The 15,316-nt window shown below is 72.6% G+C and carries 16 protein-coding genes; 8 read left to right on the top strand and 8 right to left on the bottom strand.

The window, feature by feature from the left end; genetic code table 11:
- The 3 genes from IEY98_RS02170 (at position 1) to IEY98_RS02160 (ending at position 3,504) form a co-directional block, all read left to right on the top strand.
- Positions 1-600 (top strand): TetR/AcrR family transcriptional regulator, encoded by a 600-nt coding sequence (locus IEY98_RS02170; RefSeq protein WP_189208586.1) that lies wholly within the window; start codon positions 1-3, stop codon positions 598-600.
- Positions 601-803: 203 nt separating this feature from the next.
- On the top strand, positions 804-2,120 hold the full coding sequence (locus IEY98_RS02165) for a citrate synthase (protein ID WP_189208585.1): 1,317 nt from the start codon (positions 804-806) through the stop codon (positions 2,118-2,120).
- Positions 2,121-2,193: 73 nt separating this feature from the next.
- Positions 2,194-3,504 carry a cryptochrome/photolyase family protein gene (locus tag IEY98_RS02160; RefSeq protein WP_229786479.1) on the top strand — a complete coding sequence of 437 codons (1,311 nt, stop codon included), beginning with the start codon at positions 2,194-2,196 and terminating at the stop codon, positions 3,502-3,504.
- A gap of 8 nt (positions 3,505-3,512) precedes the next feature.
- Here IEY98_RS02160 and IEY98_RS32355 read toward each other — a convergent pair whose 3' ends face one another.
- On the bottom strand, positions 3,513-4,256 hold the full coding sequence (locus IEY98_RS32355) for a very short patch repair endonuclease (protein WP_189208584.1): 744 nt from the start codon (positions 4,254-4,256) through the stop codon (positions 3,513-3,515).
- A gap of 31 nt (positions 4,257-4,287) precedes the next feature.
- A complete protein-coding gene (locus IEY98_RS02150) occupies positions 4,288-5,478 on the bottom strand; it encodes an ABC transporter permease (protein ID WP_229786477.1) in 1,191 nt (396 codons plus the stop codon).
- A 169-nt stretch (positions 5,479-5,647) separates the two neighbouring features.
- Here IEY98_RS02150 and IEY98_RS02145 point away from each other — a divergent pair, with 169 nt between their 5' ends.
- Genes IEY98_RS02145 through IEY98_RS02135 form a run of 3 tightly spaced genes read left to right on the top strand, consistent with a single transcriptional unit; the run spans position 5,648 to position 7,833 of the window.
- Positions 5,648-6,085: a YbaB/EbfC family nucleoid-associated protein gene (locus tag IEY98_RS02145; protein ID WP_189208582.1), complete on the top strand. Its 438-nt coding sequence runs from the start codon at positions 5,648-5,650 to the stop codon at positions 6,083-6,085.
- 18 nt (positions 6,086-6,103) lie between these two features.
- A complete protein-coding gene (locus IEY98_RS02140) occupies positions 6,104-6,409 on the top strand; it encodes a type VII secretion target (protein ID WP_189208581.1) in 306 nt (101 codons plus the stop codon).
- Positions 6,406-7,833, top strand: coding sequence for a WXG100-like domain-containing protein (locus IEY98_RS02135; RefSeq protein ID WP_189208580.1), 1,428 nt, complete (start codon positions 6,406-6,408; stop codon positions 7,831-7,833). The genes IEY98_RS02140 and IEY98_RS02135 overlap by 4 nt, the downstream gene beginning before the upstream one ends.
- Before the next feature lie 789 nt (positions 7,834-8,622).
- Here IEY98_RS02135 and IEY98_RS02130 read toward each other — a convergent pair.
- Both IEY98_RS02130 and IEY98_RS02125 read right to left on the bottom strand, forming a co-directional pair.
- Complete coding sequence (locus IEY98_RS02130; RefSeq protein ID WP_189208579.1) at positions 8,623-10,158, bottom strand: glycerol-3-phosphate dehydrogenase/oxidase; 1,536 nt, start codon at positions 10,156-10,158, stop codon at positions 8,623-8,625.
- Positions 10,155-10,763, bottom strand: a complete 609-nt coding sequence (locus IEY98_RS02125) for a TetR/AcrR family transcriptional regulator (protein ID WP_189208578.1) — start codon at positions 10,761-10,763, stop codon at positions 10,155-10,157. The genes IEY98_RS02130 and IEY98_RS02125 overlap by 4 nt, the downstream gene beginning before the upstream one ends.
- A 17-nt stretch (positions 10,764-10,780) precedes the next feature.
- Between IEY98_RS02125 and IEY98_RS02120 the strand changes: the two genes are divergently transcribed.
- Positions 10,781-12,421, top strand: coding sequence for an FAD-binding oxidoreductase (locus tag IEY98_RS02120; protein ID WP_189208577.1), 1,641 nt, complete (start codon positions 10,781-10,783; stop codon positions 12,419-12,421).
- Here IEY98_RS02120 and IEY98_RS02115 read toward each other — a convergent pair.
- A complete protein-coding gene (locus IEY98_RS02115) occupies positions 12,348-12,731 on the bottom strand; it encodes a hypothetical protein (RefSeq protein ID WP_189208576.1) in 384 nt (127 codons plus the stop codon). The two genes, IEY98_RS02120 and IEY98_RS02115, sit on opposite strands and share 74 nt — an antisense overlap.
- A gap of 41 nt (positions 12,732-12,772) precedes the next feature.
- Entirely contained in the window at positions 12,773-13,303 is a 531-nt protein-coding gene (ahpD, locus tag IEY98_RS02110) for an alkylhydroperoxidase, AhpD family (RefSeq protein ID WP_189208575.1), read from the bottom strand.
- Positions 13,304-13,412: 109 nt separating this feature from the next.
- Between ahpD and IEY98_RS02105 the strand changes: the two genes are divergently transcribed.
- On the top strand, positions 13,413-13,763 hold the full coding sequence (locus tag IEY98_RS02105; protein ID WP_189208574.1) for a PRC-barrel domain-containing protein: 351 nt from the start codon (positions 13,413-13,415) through the stop codon (positions 13,761-13,763).
- 2 nt (positions 13,764-13,765) lie between these two features.
- On the opposite strand, the gene IEY98_RS02100 is transcribed toward IEY98_RS02105, so the two are convergent.
- Both IEY98_RS02100 and IEY98_RS02095 read right to left on the bottom strand, forming a co-directional pair.
- Complete coding sequence (locus tag IEY98_RS02100; protein WP_189208573.1) at positions 13,766-14,797, bottom strand: gamma-glutamylcyclotransferase family protein; 1,032 nt, start codon at positions 14,795-14,797, stop codon at positions 13,766-13,768.
- 1 nt (position 14,798) lies between these two features.
- Positions 14,799-15,290, bottom strand: coding sequence for a PadR family transcriptional regulator (locus IEY98_RS02095; RefSeq protein WP_189208572.1), 492 nt, complete (start codon positions 15,288-15,290; stop codon positions 14,799-14,801).
- Positions 15,291-15,316: the final 26 nt, after the last annotated feature.

The raw sequence follows: 15,316 nt of genomic DNA, 5'->3' as shown, positions 1-15,316 counted from the left end.
ATGACCCGAGCCCGGCCCGCGCTGACCGCCCGCCAGTCCGCAGTGCTGGCGGAGCTGCTGGCGCTGTTCCTGCGGGAGGGCTTCGCCGGGTTCACCCTCGACGACCTCGCCGCCCGGCTGCACTGCTCCAAGTCGACCCTCTACGCCCTGGCCCCCAGCAAGGAACAGCTGGCCAGGCGGGTCGTCAGCCGGTTCTTCCGCGACGCGACCGAGCGGGTGGAGAAGCGGGTCGCCGAGGCCGCCGACGCCCGCGGCCGGATCTCCACCTACCTGCACGCCGCCGCCGACGAGCTCAAACCCGCCTCCGACCGGTTCGTCGCCGACGTCGCCGCGTTCGCCTCCACCCAGGCCGTCTACGAGCGCAACGCCAAGGCCGCCGCGGCCCGCATCCGCGCCTTCATCCAGGAGGGCGTCGCCGAGGGCCTGTTCCGCGACGTGCACGCCCGCCTGGTCGGCGAGATGGCCGGATGGCTCATCGAGGGCATCCAGACCGGAGTGCTCGGACGGCGCGCGGAAGTCTCCGACGCCGAGGCGTTCGCCGCGCTGTCCGACCTGCTGTTGGGCGGTCTGGAGCTCACCACTCGCCCGGACGCGCCGTGAACCCCTGTGATGCGTGTCCCAACGCTGCCGGTAGGCCGGGTTCACGGGTGTCCGGATTGGGCGCGGCGCACTAGCGTAGGGGGCTCAGGACCCCAACGGGGCGGTGCTGCGCCGCGGCGACGACCCTGCCGCGGAACGCACCGGACCAGGCCCGCACCGGCTCGGCCGCGACACCGCCCTGTCCGAGTGTGAGAGGTACTTGCATGCCCGACGGGACCGCTGTGCCCACCGGCACCGAGCCGACCGCCACCCTGCGCTACCCCGGTGGAGAGCACGAGATGAAGGTGGTCCCGGCCACCGAGGGAACCTCAGGCATCGATCTCGGCAAGCTGCTCGCCAAGACCGACCTGGTCACCCTGGACCCCGGGTTCGTCAACACCGCCAGCTGCTCATCCGCCATCTGCTACATCGACGGCGACCAGGGGATCCTCCGCTACCGCGGCTACCCGATCGAGCAGCTCGCGGAGCACTCGACGTTCCTGGAGGTCAGCTACCTGCTGATCTACGGCGAGCTGCCCACCCGCACGGAGCTGGAGGAGTTCACCCACAAGATCAGCAGGCACACCCTGCTGCACGAGGACCTGAAACGCTTCTTCGACGGCTTCCCGCGCGACGCGCACCCCATGCCGGTGCTCTCGTCCGCGGTGTCGGCGCTGTCGACCTTCTACCAGGACAGCCTCAAGCCGTTCGACTCCAACCACGTGGAGATCTCCACGATCCGGCTGCTGGCCAAGCTGCCGACCATCGCGGCGTACGCCTACAAGAAGTCCGTGGGCCAGCCGTTCCTCTACCCGGACAACTCCCTCGGCCTGGTGGAGAACTTCCTGCGGATGACCTTCGGCTTCCCGGCCGAGACCTACGAGCTCGACCCGGCCCTGGTCAAGGCGCTGGACCTGCTCTTCATCCTGCACGCCGACCACGAGCAGAACTGCTCGACCTCCACCGTCCGGCTGGTCGGCTCCTCCGAGGCCAACCTGTTCGCCTCGATCTCGGCGGGCATCAACGCCCTGTTCGGCCCGCTGCACGGCGGCGCCAACAGCGCGGTGCTGGAGATGCTGGAGGGCATCCGCAACTCCGGCGGCGACGTCGAGCGGTTCGTGGCCAAGGTCAAGAACAAGGAGGACGGCGTCAAGCTGATGGGCTTCGGCCACCGGGTCTACAAGAACTACGACCCGCGCGCCGCCATCATCAAGCGCACCGCCGACGACATCCTCGGCAAGCTCGGCGGCGACGACTCGCTGCTCGACATCGCCAAGCAGCTGGAGGAGCACGCGCTCTCCGACGACTACTTCATCGAGCGCAAGCTCTACCCGAACGTGGACTTCTACACCGGCCTGATCTACCGGGCGATGGGCTTCCCGACGAAGTTCTTCACGGTCCTGTTCGCCCTGGGCCGTCTGCCCGGCTGGATCGCCCACTGGCGGGAGATGATGAACGACCCGGCCACCAAGATCGGGCGCCCGCGCCAGGTCTACACCGGGCACACCGTCCGCGACTACAAGTCCCTCTCGGAGCGCTGAGCGCCCGAGCCTTTCCGGGGCCGTCCCGCGTTGGGGCGGCCCCGCGCCGCGTCCGGCGGTAGCGTAGTCCGCCGTGCCACCGTCGATCGTCTGGTTCCGCCGCGACCTGCGGCTGAGGGACCACCCCGCGCTGCTGGCCGCCGCCGACCGCGGCCATGACGCCCTGGCCCTGTTCGTCGTCGACCCGGCACTGACCGCTCCGGCGGGGGCGGCCCGGCTGGCGTTCCTGCACGGCTGCCTGCGCGCGTTGGACGAGCAGCTCGGCGGCCGTCTCATGGTGGCCGACGGCGACCCGGCGGTGGTGGTGCCCCGGGTCGCCCGGTCGGTCGGCGCCACGTCCGTCCACGTCTCGGCGGACGCGGGACCGTACGGCCGGACGCGGGACCTCGCCGTCGAGCATGCACTGTCCGATGTGGAATTCGTGCGCACCGGATCGCCGTACGCGGTGACGCCGGGGCGGATCACCAAGGCGGACGGGACGTCCTATCGCGTGTTCACCCCGTTCAGCCGCGCGTGGGCCGAGCACGGCTGGCGGACGCCCGCGAAGACCTCGGCGTCCACTTTGCACTGGATAGAGCCGGTCGACGGCGGTCTGCCCGACCCGCCCGCCTGTTCGGCGCGGCTCCCCGAACCCGGCGAGCACGCCGCCATGGCCGCCTGGGAGGCGTTCCGCGACGAGCGCCTGCCCGACTACGCCGCCCGCCGCGACCGCCCCGACCTCGACGCGACCAGCCGCATGTCGCCGTACCTGCGCTGGGGCTGCGTCCACCCGCGCACCCTGCTCGCCGACCTCGGACGCCGCGACACCGCGTATCGCACCGAACTGGCCTGGCGCGAGTTCTACGCCGACTTCCTGTGGCACCGCCCGGAGACCGCCCGCGCCAACGTGAACCCCCGCTTCGACGCCCTGCGCCACGACACCGACCCGGCCCGCTTCACCGCGTGGCGCCGCGGCGAGACCGGCTACCCCATCGTCGACGCCGGGATGCGCCAACTGCTGGCCGAGGGCTGGATGCACAACCGCGTCCGCATGATCACCGCCAGCTTCCTCACCAAGGACCTGCACCTGCCCTGGTGGTGGGGCGCCCGCCACTTCATGGCCCACCTGGTCGACGCCGACCTCGCGTCCAACCAACACGGCTGGCAGTGGACCGCGGGCTCCGGCACCGACGCCGCCCCGTTCTACCGCGTCTTCAACCCCGTCACCCAAGGCCGCAAGTTCGACCCCGACGGCGCCTACATCCGCCGCCACATCCCCGAACTCCGCCACCACGACGGCGACGTCCACGAGCCGAGGAACGCCCCCGGCTACCCGCCCCCGATCGTCGACCACGCCGAGGAACGCAAGGTCGCCCTCGACCGCTACGGGGAGATCTCCGGGTAAGGCCGCGTTCAGCCTTTCCCCCGGCCGTTCGCCTCGTCGAGCGCGTGGATGACCCGTTCGGCGGCGACGCTCGGCTCCTCGTGCTCCCAGCACCGCACCACGGTCCACCCCTGCTCTTCGAGCACCCGGGTGGTCTCCCGGTCGCGGCGCGCGTTGGTGGCGATCTTGTCGCGCCAGAAGGCGGAGTTCGTCGCCGACTCCTGGTAGTGGTCGGGGCATCCGTGCCAGTAGCAGCCGTCGACGAACACCGCGACCCGCGCGCCCGGGAACACGATGTCCGCCGTGCGCCGGAAGTCCGGCAGCGGGCGAACCGAGACCCGGTATCGCAGACCCCGTCGGTGCAGCAGCGCCCGCAGCCTGCGTTCCGGCAAGGTGTCGCGCCCCCGGTTGGCCCGCATCGTGGCGCGTGCCGCGGGCGATGACGCCCATGACCCGGGCGGCCGCACCTCGTCACCGACGAGACCGGCCGCCCGCGCGCGTTCCCAGCCTTCCGCCAGGTTCGCCATCCTGGTCTCGCCGTCCACCGGGCCGAGTGCCCGCACCACCGAGCGGCCGTCGGAGCGCCAGCGCAGGTAGGCGCGGACAATGCCGCCCGATGCCTTGAGAAGCACGTGGCCGCGCGCGGTCTCGCCCGTCTCGACGCGCACCGCCCGCCGGTGCGCGCCGCCCGCCGCCTTGTCCTGCTCCGCTTCGACCTGGGCCCGGGTCCGCCCCGGTCGGGGCCGCCAGGCTCGCGCTGGCGGTCCGGTCACGAGCGCTTCTCGCCGCGCGACTCCCCATGCCTCATCGCTGCACCCGCATGGCGTCACGCAGGCGCATCCGGGGTCCGGTGCTCAGGGCGGCGCGGGTGTAGACGCGGGCGCCCAGCCAGGCCAGGCCCGCGACGGCGGCCAGGGTCATGATCATCGCCAACCCGATCTGCCACAGCGGTGCGACGCCCAGCGCGATGCGGCCCGGCATCATGACCGGGGACAGCGGGGGGACCAGGGACAGCACGGTCGTCGCCGTCCCGGACGGGGAGCGCGAGAGCAGGCCGAAGCCCAGGACGAACGCCACCACCAGCACCATCGTGATCGGCAGCAGCACCGCGGAGGTCTCCTCCTGCCGCGACACCAGCGAGCCCGCTGCGGCGAACACCGTGGCGTAGAACAGGAATCCCAGCAGGTACCAGACCAGGCCCCAGGCGAGCGTGCCGATCGCGGCGGACGGGATGGCCAGCACGCCCGTCGTCAGCGCCAGCAGCAGGCCAGCGCCGCCGATCGCGGCGAACTGGGCAAGGCCGACCAGGCCGAGGCCGATGACCTTGCCCATCAGGAGCTGCCACGGCCGCACGGTCGCCAGCAGCACCTCGACGACGCGGCTGGCCTTCTCCTCCACCACGCCCTGGGCGACCATCGTCCCGTAGAACAGCAGCGCCATGTAGAGCAGGGCGATGACGATCAGCGCCACCGCCATGCGCTGGTCGCGCGCGGGGTCCGGCGTCGTCATGGTGTGCACGTCGATCGTCGCGTCGGCCACCGTCGTCAGGACGCGGTCGGGGTCGAGGTCCTCGACGGCGGCGAGTTCGGCGCGCAGGACCTGTTCGCGCACCAGGCTGGTGAGCACCTGGCGGATGTCGTTGTCCAGCGCCTCCCGCACGACCACGCGCAGGGCCGCGGGGGCGCCGCTGACCAGCACGTCCAGCTCGCCCGCGCCGACCATGGCCTCGCCGGTGGGCACGTCGGGGACGGTCGTGGTGTCGACGTCGATGCCGCGCGCCCCGGCCTGCGCTACCAGCGGGGTGGCGATCGCGGCGGCCTGGCCCGCGAGGCCGACCCGGCTGCGCTCGACGGAGGAGAACAGGGTGCTCTGCATGAGCACGAGACCGACGAGCGCCACGATGGCGGCGACCGTGCTGACCACGAACGACCTGGTGCGGAGCCGGGCGTCGATCTCGCGGCGGGCGATCAGCCACACCGTGCTCGCCGGGCCCACAGCTCCCCCCTCGCGTCGCCGTACGCGGAGCATTATCGCGCTCCTGGCCTGCCGAGGGGGGCTCGGGTGCGCCTGCAAACGAGTTGGCCGAATCACTCCCGCCGGGGAACCGCGCGGGACATGCTCCGTCCAACACGATGATCCGGGTTGGACCATGGGAGGGCCGGGGATGAAGCCGGAGCAGTGGCTGGCGCAATACGACGAGAAACTCCAGGCCGCGGCCAAGAGCGCGCAGAAGACCGAGAAGGCGCTGCGCGAGGTGGGCGGCGCCGCGAGCTCGCCCGACGGGGAGATCACGGTGCGGGTCAGCGCCAACGGCGCGACCACGGGCCTGGTGCTCCGACCGGGCGTGCGCGACCTCGAGCCCGAGCACCTGGCCAGGGTGATCATGGAGACCACCCGGCAGGCGCAGCGCGACGCCGCGGCGAAGGTCGTCGACACCATGCGCGAGCTGGTCGGGGAGGGGCCCGCGCTGGAGGTCGTCAAGTCGCACCTGCCCGAGGGCTTCCGCGGCGACGGCGCCGACGCTCCGCTGGACCTGGAGAAGCACCGCGACACCCGGTCGGACGAGGAGTACTTCGAGAACCCGCCGGAAGTCGTCAACTAGGACAGGGGAGCGGCTCGCATGGGCACTGGATTCAGCATCAACGTGGCCGAGGTCCGCGGCCACTCCCGCACCGTGGCGGCCTGCTCGTCGCAGGTCCACAGCGCGGGCAGCATGGCGCGGATGGTCTCCGACAACGCCTACGGGCTGATCGGCGGCTTCTTCGCCTCGGCGATCCTCTCCGCGTGCGGCGACGTGCTGGAGGGCATCAACCGGGTCGCGGCCGCCGTCGACGAGGTCCGCCAGGGCCTGGAGGCCGTCGCCGACGACTACGAGGCCATCGACCGGGGCAACGCCGACACCTTCAGCGGGAGGACGAGACAGTGACCGTCAGCTTCACGCCGCAGGGCAGTGGCGAACAGGCCGCGGCGACCATCTCGAACAACGTCCGCGCCGCCCGCGCCGCCATCGACAGCGGCGACTGGCTGGACGCGGGCATGGCGGTCACCAACGTCGCCATGGACGTCATCAACATCGCGGGCGACCCGCTCGGCGCGGCGGCGAGCGCCGGGTTCGGCTGGATCATCCAGCACATCTCGTTCCTCCGCGAGCCCTTCGACGCCCTGCTCGGCGACGCGAACTCGATCATCGGCAGCGCCGAGGGCTGGAACCGCACCGGCGACCAGCTCGCCGCGACCGCCGAGCGCTACCGCCAGGCAGCGCGCGAGGAGACCTGCAACTGGCACGGCTCCGCGGGCAACGCCTACCGCTCGGCCAGCACGACGCAGGCCGAGGGCCTGGAGGCGCTGTCGCAGGTCAGCAAGGCCGTCGGCCAGGCGATCACGCAGGCGGGCCAGCTGCTCGCCGAGGTCCGCAACACCGTGCTTGAGATGATCAACCGCTGTGTGCAGCGGGTCATCCAGATCATCATCGAGGCGCTGTCGGCGTCCTGGCTGAGCTTCGGCGCCTCGATCGCCATGGGCATCGCCCAGTCGGTGGCGACGGCGGTGCAGACCGCGCAGAAGATCATCTCCAAGGTCCAGAAGTTCATCTCGTCGCTGCAGAAGATCCTGCAGACGATCCAGCGGATCGTGAACCTGGCCAAGGCCGTCAAGCAGCTGCTGGAGACCATCGGCGGCCGCGCCAACACCGCGCCGCGCGCCCGCGTCCACAACGCGACCCCGGTCGACACGCGGAGCCTCGACGAGGCAGCGGACCGCCGCTACACGACCCCGAGCAACTGGTCCGGCCCCACGCGGGCCCAGGACGCGCCGCCCGCGTACAACTACGACCCGTACCGGCCGCCGGGAACGCCGACGGGGCAGCAGGGCGGCTACGCGCCACCGCCGCCCGGGTACTCCGGCTACCAGCCGGTGCCGGGCGGGTACCGCCCGCCGGGCTCCACCCAGCCCCCGCCGGGCCGCCCGTCCCCGTACGGCCCCAGCGGCCCGCCGCCGGACCCGGGCGTCCCCGCCTCCCGGGTGGACCGCGCCAGGTGGATCGGCTCCGCGGTCGAGATCCTCATCAACCACGGCGTCCCCCCGGAGCGCATCGACGCTGGCCAGATCGCCCAGATCGTCGACCGCCTCTCCGGCGGCAATCCCCACGCCATGGACATGCGCCACCCGTCCGCGGCCGAGGGCACGCCGCCGAAGGGGCTCATGCAGATCACGGACCCGCAGTTCCAGCAGCACCAGGTGGCGGGATACCCGAACATCTGGCAGCCGGTCGACAACCTGCTGGCGGGCGTGATGTACATGCTGGCGCAGTGGGGATCGCTGATGGCGGTGCTGGAGGCGCCTGCGCAGTAGGGGTGTTGCGCTGAGGGCTGTCTCCTGGGGTGGGGGGCAGCCCTCAGTGGTTGGTGGGCTCTTTCGGCTGGCCAACCCGTCCTGCAACTGCTTCGGGCGTGCTCTCGCTGCGTCTGCTCATCGCGTTGGCGCTGCCCGGCTTCTACGTCTCGTTCCTGGGGTGACCCGCTTTCGCTTTGGGTAGCCTGGTTTCTTGCGCCGCCTTGCTTCTGCGCTGACTATCAACCGTTGCTGGGCGGCTTGGCCGCTATCTCGTGCTACCGCTGCTCGTCGCCGGCCACCTCGGTCTATCGGGTTCGGCTGCGGCGCCTCGGTCTCTATCGGGTTCGCCTGCGGCTGCCTCGGTCCCATCCGGTTCGCCTGCGGCTGCCTCGGTCGCGGGCCCTGGTCGCCTGCGTGTGGCTTTCATTGCCTGCGCCTGCTTAGGCTGGCGCTGGCGTCCCTCCCTCTCGATCAGCCCTTTCCCGCATCCGCCCCTTCCGTCTGGCTCGTTCCCTTTTCTGCCGCCCTTCCCCCCTTGGCGTTGTGGGTGGGGCGGGTGGTGGGGCTGCGGTGGGTGGGTGGTTCGCGATTTGCTTTGGGGGTGTCCGATGGGGTGAACCCGCATTCGCGGGGCCCCTAAGCGAGACGGCGCGGCGCGGATTAGGGGCGGAGCGGCGAAGCCGTCCGCGCCGAGCGAGGGTAGCACCGTCTCGCTCCCCACGAATGCGAGTTCACCCCATCGGACAGTTGTCTGGGGCGTGTTGCGTTTGTGGGTGGTTGCGATGGTGCGGGATGGTGCTGGTGTTGTTAGTGCAGGCCCTCTAGGGCTCGTTCAACCAGGTCTGCTACTGCTGGTTCGGCTTCTGCTCTGTCTGTGGGGACTAGGCCGATTCTGGTTCGGCGGTCCAGGACGTCGTCTGGGGTCAGGGCGCCTTCTGTGCGTACTGACCAGACGACTTCTGCTGCGGTGATGGGGCTGGTGGGGGTTACTGGCTTTGCCAGGTCTGGGTCTAGTTGGGCCATCGCGTGGATTGTCGTCGCTTCTGTGCCATAGCGGGATATCAGCCACTGGGGGGCTTCCAGTGTGGACAGATAGCGGCGGGGGGCCGCGCCTACCAGGGGGATGTCTCGGGTCTGAGTGCGGCTGGGGGCCATCCCTGCCTTGCGGATCGCCATGTCGACCGCGTCTGCGGCCATCTTGCGGTACGTCGTCAGTTTGCCGCCCACGACCGTGATCACGCCGTTCTTCGCCACCAGTACCGCGTGGTGGCGGGAGAGGTCTGAGGTGTGTTCGCCGGGGTTCGACAGCAGGGGGCGCAGGCCCGCGAACGAGCCGATGACGTCCAAGCGGCTCAGGGGGCGGGACAACACGGTCCCGGCCACCTCCAGCAGGAAGTCCACATCGGACTCCGGGACCGTCGGGACGTCGGGGATGTCGTCCACGGGGACATCCGTCAGGCCCAGGTACACACGTCCGTCCGGCTGGGGCAGGAGGAGGACGAAGCTGCCGAAGCGGTCCGGGACGGGGATGGTGAGGGCCGTGCCGCCGATGCCCAGGTCCGCGCCGTCCAGCACCAGATGGGAGCCGAGGGAGGGGCGGAGGCGGACCTCGTCCACCAGGTCGCCCGCCCACACGCCCGTCGCGTTGATGACGGCTCGGGCCCGGAGGTGGATCTCGTGGCCGGTCACCTCGTCCAGGACCTGGGCGCCGTGGCCGTCGAGCATGAGGGCGCGGACCCTGGTCAGGATGCGCGCGCCCCGGCCCGCCGCGGTGCGGGCGAGGGCGACGACCAGGCGGGCGTCGTCGATCACCTGGCCGTCGAAGGACAGCAGGCCGCCGCGGAGGCCCTGGTGGCGCAGGCCGGGGGCGAGGACGCTGGCCTCCGGCGCCGACACCCGCCGGGGGCGGGGCAGGACGTCCGACGGGGTGCCCGCGAACCGGCGGAGGCCGTCGCCCGCGGTCAGGCCCGCGTACGTCAGCGCCGCCGCCTGCGGGGACACGCCGGGGGTCAGCGGCACCAGCTGCGGCAGCGCCCTGGTGAGGTGCGGGGCGGTCCGGGTGAGCAGGACGTGCCGCTCGGCGGCGCTCTCCCTGGCCAGGCCGACGTCGCCCCTGGCGAGGTAGCGCAGGCCGCCGTGGATCAGCTTGCTCGACCACCGCGACGTGCCGAACGCCAGGTCGCGGGCCTCGATCAGGGCCACGCTGAGCCCGCGCGCCGCCGCGTCGAGGGCCGCGCCCGCGCCGGTGATCCCGCCCCCGACGACGAGCACGTCGACGGTCTCGCCCGCGAGCGCGGCCAGGTCGTCGGCGCGCCTGCTGGCGTTCAGGGCCGTGCTCCTCATGGCGACTCCGGACGCAGGACGGCGTCGAGCAGGTGGGTCAACTCGGTCAGCAGGTCGTCGGCGGGGACGTCCGCGGTGGCCGGGCCGAACGACAGCACGAACGACTGGACGGTCAGCAGCAGGGCGCGGGCCTGGACCGCGGTGTCCGCCCGCCGGATGGACCCGTCGGCGTGGCCCGCGGTGAGCTGGCTGACCAGGTACGCCTCGGCGATCTTCTGCGTGCTGCCCAACCGCTCGACGATGTAGGGCAGCACGAGCGCGCCGTCGCGGTCGAGGACCGTGCGCATCAGCGGGTCGGCGGTGATCGCGCGGACGCCCGCCACCGCGCCCCGCACGAGGCGGTCGCGCGCGGTCGGACCCTCGATGACCGAGGCGGCCGCGCGGGTGAGCAGGTCGCCGAACTCGCGGGTCATCAGGGCCGCGAGGAGGGAACGCACGTCGGGGTAGCGGCGATACAGGGTCATGCGGCTGACCCGGGCGCGCCGGGCGACGTCGGTCAGCGTCGTGCGGCGGACGCCTTGGGCGAGGACGCAGTCCTTCGCGGCGTCGAGCAGCACGCGGTCGTCCACCCTGGTCGCAGGCGGGGTGTGACGTTTCGCGTTCATGTGTCACACTCTAGCGCGTGACCCCCGTTGCGGACCACCTCGACCCCTACGCCCGCGCCACCTGGACGCCCGCGGGCGCCGCGGACGCACGGCTTCCGGCGCACGCCGCGGGCTGGCTGCGCGAGCGCACCGGGCTGCGCGACGTCCGCACGCCCGTGGTCCATCCTGACGTGCCGGAGTCCGCGCTGCCCGGCGACGCGCGCGCGGCGCTGGCCGCGATCGTGGGCGACGAGCACGTCCGCGCCGACGCGCGGACCCGGCTCGGCCGCTCGGGGGGACTGTCCTATCTGGACCTCCTTGCGCACAGGGGCGGCCGGATCGATGTGCCGGACGCCGTCGTCGAGCCCGCCGACCCCGACGCGGTCCAGCGCGTCATCGAGTCCTGTGTGGAGCACGACATCGCCGTGGTCCCCTTCGGCGGCGGCACCTCCGTCGTCGGCGGGGTCAAGGCGCTGCGCGGGGACAAGGCAGCGGTGATCGCGCTCGACCTGGCCCGCCTCGACCGGCTGGTCTCGGTCGACCCGGTCTCCCGCATCGCCGTGCTGCAGGCGGGCGTCGTCGCCCCTGACGCCGAGCGGATGCTGGCCGCGCACGGCTACACCCTCGGCCACTTCCCGCAGTCCTTCGAGCGCGCCACCGTCGGCGGGTTCGCCGCGACCCGCTCGTCCGGCCAGGCCAGCGCCGGGTACGGCCGCTTCGAGGCCATGGTCGAGGGCGTGCGCGTGGCCACCCCGCGCGGCGAGTGGCGGCTCGGCGTCGCGCCCGCGTCCGCGGCCGGGCCGGACCTCAAGCAGCTCGTGGTCGGCAGCGAGGGCGCATTCGGCGTGATCACCGAGGTCGCCCTGCGCGTGCGGCCGATCCCGAAGGCCCAGCGCTACGAGGGCCTGGTGTTCGACGGCTGGGCGGCGGGCGTCGCGGCCGTCCGCGCGCTGGCGCAGGACGGCGGCCGGTGCTCGGTGGTGCGCCTGTCCGACCCGCAGGAGACCGAGGTCGGCTTCACCCTCAAGGGCGGGTGGAAGATCACCGCGCTGCGCCGCTACCTCAGGGCGCGCGGCGTCGTCGAGCCCTGCCTGCTCGTCCTCGGCTGGGAGGGCCGCGACAAAGCCGACCTCGCCGCCCGCCGCCGGGCCACCCTGCGCCTGCTCAGCGGCTATGTCTCCCTCGGGACGGCTGCTGGCGAGGCGTGGCGGCACGGCCGCTTCGCCGGGCCCCGCCAGCGCGACGCCCTGATGGACGCGGGCGTGTGCGTCGAGACCCTGGAGACCGCGACCCACTGGTCGCGCCTCGACGCCCTGCGCGCAGCGGTCCGCACCGCCCTGCTCGACTCCCTCACCACGGCCGGGCGCAGGCCGATCGTGGCCTGCCACATCTCCCACAGCTACGAGACCGGCGCGTCGCTGTACTTCACCGTCCTGGTCCCGCGCTCCGACGACCCGGTCGCCCAGTGGACCGACGCCAAGCGCGCGGCCTGCGAGGCCATCACCGGCCTGGGCACCATCAGCCACCACCACGCCGTCGGCGTTGACCACGCCCCTTACCTGGCCGAGGAGATCGGCGGGCTCGGCGTGGACGTGCTGGCCTCGGTCAAGCGGGAGCTGGACCCGACGGGGGTGCTGAACCCGGGGAAGCTGGTCGTCGGACGACGCCCAGCCCGATGATCCCCAGCAGCCCGCCGAGGAACAGCAGCGACGCCTTGGTCCCGCGCCCGTCGACGGCCTGCTCGCAGATGGCGATGTACTCGATGGTCACCACCCGCACGTCGTGGCCGAGGTCCTCGACGATCCACGCCGTCTCCACCCCGCCGACGGCGTTCCCGCAGTTCACCGATCCGGGCCTGCCGGGGTCGGGCCCGGCCACCCACACCGGGACGATGGCCAGCACCAGACCGAGCAGCAGGGCCAGGGACGCCAGGACCGCGGCGAACCGGCGGGGCGAGAGCGTGATCTGGTCCAGCGGGTCGGAGGTCATGACGCAGAGAGTGGACCATTCACCCGGTCCTTGTCATCCGATCAGCTGAGCACGCGCTCGGCCCCGAGGGTCACCGCGACCGCGTGGACCACGGCCGCGATGCGCAGCGCCTCGTGCGCGGCCTCGGCGGGCACGCCCGCGGCGCGCAGCCGCTTCTCGTGCGTCTCCAGGCACGCCCCGCAGCCGCCGATCGCCGAGACCGCCAGCGCCCACAGCTCGAAGTCGAGCTTGTCGACGCCGGGGCGCGCGGTGACCCGCATGGCCAGCCGCGCGGGCATCGCGGCGTAGGCGTCGTCGCCGATGAGGTGCTTGGCGCGGTAGTAGACGTTGCTCATCGCCATGATCGACGCGGCGGCCTTGGCTGCGGTCACGGCCTCGGCCGACAGCCGCCCGGACGCCTCGTCGGCGATCTCGGCGAGCACCCGGGGGTCGCGCGAGGCCACCGCGCACGCCAGGGCGGCGCCCCACGCCTGCTGCTCTGTCAGCGGGGAGTCGCCCAGCACCGAGCGCAGGTTGCGGCGGATGTCCTCCGCGTACTCCGGGAGCGCGGCTGCGAGCGCGTCGAGCGACATGGCGTCATCCTTCGCATGCTGGGCTTTTCCGCATCCCCGGGTGGGTGAAGCGTCCCACGTTCAGGTGATCGCGGTTGCCCACGGCGTCCGGTGGGGCGATTTTGGTCACATGAAGCCGCAGGACCTCATCGGACACGACGTCTACGACCCGGAAGGCGAACGCATCGGCCGCGTGGGCACGGTGTACGTCGATGGGGTGACCCGGGAACCCGAATGGGTCACCGTGCGGACGGGCCTGTTCGGCCACAAGGAGACCTTCGTCCCGCTGCGCGGCGCGCAGAACGACACCGAGGGCCTGCGGGTGGGCGTGCGGCTGTCGGTGGTGAAGGACGCGCCGCAGGCGCCGCTCTCCGACGCCGTCGAACTGTTCCGCTACTACGGCTTCCCCGAGGCACCCGCGCCGGTGCCGATCCCGCGCGGTCCCAAGCCGTCGGACATGCCGAGGAAGCGGGTCCGCTGACCTCACCGCCACGGCCCGTCGAGCAGGCGCATCCCGGAGACGGGGCGCAGCCACACGTACGTCCACGCCACCGAGCCGTCGGTCAACACGACCCGCACGCGCGCGTACTGCGGACCCTCGTACTCGTCCAGCGCGGCGAGCGCGGCGCCGGAGCGCAGCGGCACCGACCAGCCCGACACGACCGAGCCCGCGCCGCGCAGCAGCGCGGGGTAGCCGAAACCGGTGTCGTACAAGGCGCCGGAGAGCGACGCGGGCCGCGCGGGCCCGTCGGCGTGCGGGGCCATCAGGTGCCACGCGGCCGCGCCGGGCTGCAGCGTGCCGTAGACGAACAGCGAACCGGGGAAGTCGCGCGGGTCCGGCGGCCCGGACACCGGGGTCGCGGCCAGCCCGTCGTCCTCGGCGGGCGTGCCGACCAGGTGGACGGCGTCCTCCTGCGACACCGCCGAGCACGGCACCGCCGCGCCGCGCACCAGCAGCGGCCGCCGGATCTCCCGCGCGCCCGCGTAGGCGAGCACCCGGTCCCACGCTCCACTATCCTCAGTGGACACAGTGCCGGTGGCGACGGTCGCGAGGTGGTAGCGGTCGCCCCGGCCCTCGCACTTGTCGAACGCGGCCAGCTGTTCCTCGGCGACCATGAGCAGCGCGTGCTCCTCGACCGCGTCGGGCGCGGCCGCCAGCACCGCGGGGCGCTGGTCGTCCACCACGCGCAGCCCCGCGGCCCACACCGCGGACAGCCCGGACGTACGCGCGCGCAGCACGACGACCGGCCCGCCCAGCCCGTGCGCCGCGCGCAGCCAGGTCAGCTTCGACGGGCAGGCGTTGGACCCGTAGGACAGCAGCGGCACGCGGTCGGCCAGCGGCGGGCACGACCGCGCGGCCAGCCAGGCGTCCAGGTCATCGGCGCCGACCCGCCACCCGGACAGCGCCGTGGGGTCCGGCGCGAGCGGGAACCCGCGGCCGTCGATGTGGACGAAGGAGGTCGGGGGACGGGTCCCCGGATAGGGCGCTGCGGGGTAGTCGGCGTCGGTGAACACGTCAGGATTCGGCGTCCAGTTCGGCGATGAACTCCGCCCAGAAGGCCTCGACCGTGCGCTCGAAGCGGATGCCCAGCTCCAGCGTCTTGACCTGCCAGCGGTCGGCGTGGTCGACGATCTGCTCGTGCTGGGCGAGGTAGTTGTCCGCCCGCGCCTTGTGCGACTCGTACCGGTCCTGGGCGAGCCTGCGCAGGTCCTCGGGCGTGCCGATGGTGGAGAAGAACAGCTTGAGCAGGCCGATGTCGCGGACCTCGGTCTGCTCGCGGCTCTCGGTGGCCAGCCACGCGGCCAGCGCGTCGCGGCCCGCCGGGGTGATCGAGTAGGTGCGCTTGCGCCGCCCGCCCTGCTCGACGGTCGCGGTGACCAGCCCGTCCTCGGCCAGCCGGGCGGGCTCGTCGTAGAGCTGGGAGTGGGCGAACGCCCAGAAGTTGCCGATGGTCATGCCCACCCGCTGCTTGAGCTCGTAGCTCGTGGCGGGCGCGTACGACAGCATCCCCAGCACCACATAGGACGTGGCGT

Source organism: Actinokineospora fastidiosa (assembly GCF_014648415.1).
GTDB lineage: Bacteria > Actinomycetota > Actinomycetes > Mycobacteriales > Pseudonocardiaceae > Actinokineospora > Actinokineospora fastidiosa.
This window is presented reverse-complemented; position numbering and strand designations above follow the sequence as displayed.